The sequence below is a fragment of the Undibacterium paludis genome (assembly GCF_022568815.1).
In the GTDB taxonomy this organism is placed as follows: Bacteria; Pseudomonadota; Gammaproteobacteria; order Burkholderiales; family Burkholderiaceae_D; genus Undibacterium.
In genome coordinates, this window is record NZ_JAKZHX010000048.1 from 1 (window position 1) to 1,416 (window position 1,416).

Annotated in this window: 1 protein-coding gene; it reads left to right on the plus strand. The window is 55.6% G+C overall.

The window, feature by feature from the left end; genetic code table 11:
• Positions 1-1,416: beta strand repeat-containing protein (locus LZ463_RS28845; protein WP_241459771.1), on the plus strand; the 1,416-nt coding region annotated here is incomplete at both ends.

A 1,416-nucleotide genomic window follows, 5' to 3' on the forward strand; every position in this document is an offset into this window, starting at 1 on the left:
GTTTCCAAACTGACCTTCACCGGTGAAGGTGGAGCTACCTATACCTTGTCCACCACAGGCAATGTTGAAGTCACCTCTGCCACCAGCTTCAGTTTGACACTGTCTGGTGCCGATATCGCGGGTGTCAACAATTTACTGAACAAGAACGGCACCTCCTCCATCAGCAGCACGACCTACAATCTGGCTGCTGCCGATGACTGGGACAGCGTCATCACCGGCGGTAATATTGCTGACCTGACAGGTAACGGCATCACCGTCTCGAATGCTGCCCCTATCGTCATCAGCTCCACCTATGATGCCAGCACAGGGACATTGGTCGTCACCGGTGCCAACATGGTCACTGGCGACACGATTGATGTGTCCAAACTGTCGATTGCTGGCCAGGGCGGTTCGTACACCCTGACTTCAGCCAACGTCACTGCGGCGAGTGCAACTTCGTTCACCGTCACACTCAATGCTGCTGACCAGCTCAACATCAATGGTATATTGAATCAGAATGGCACTTCCGCCGTTGATACCACCACGTTCAACCTCGCAGCCGCTGCGTCATGGGATGCCAGCCGCACCACTTCAGCCGATTTGACTGGCAATGGTGTTACCGTCTCCAATGTGGCTACGCCGACCATTACCTCCGCCACCTATAATGTCGCCACCAATGTGCTGGTCGTGACTGGCACAGGCCTGGTTAAAACAATAGGTGCAACGAATGACATTACGGTCAGCAAACTGACCATCACTGGTGAAGGCGGCTCGACTTATACCTTATCCACCACGGGCAATGTCGAGGTCACGTCTTCCACCAGCTTCAGTGTCACCCTGGCTGGTGCCGATATTACTGGCGTCAATGCACTGCTCAACAAGAATGGCACCAGCTCGGCCGCCAGCTCCACCACCTACAATATTGCTGCGGCCGATGACTGGAACAGCGTCATCACCGGCGGCAACATCGCCGACCTGACAGGTAATGGCATTACTGTCTCCAATGCCCCCCCTATTGTCATTAGCTCGACCTATGATGCCAGCACAGGTACCCTGGTCGTCACCGGTGCCAACATGGTGGGCGGTGACACCATTGACGTCTCCAAACTGTCCATCGCTGGCCAGGGCGGTTCCTACACCCTGACTTCACCCAACGTCACCGCAGCGAGTGCAACTTCGTTCACCGTCACCCTCAATGCCGCTGACCAGCTCAACATCAATGGCATACTGAACAAAAATGGCACCTCTGCCGTTGATACGACGACTTTTAACCTCGCTGCTGCTGCCTCATGGGATGCCACGACGACTTCCGCTGCCGACCTGACCGGCAACGCCGTCACGGTTAGCAACGTCGCAGCCCCAACGATCACCTCAGCCACCTTCGACGGTGCCACCAATATCCTGGTCGTCACCGGTACCGGCCTGGTTAAAACTGTT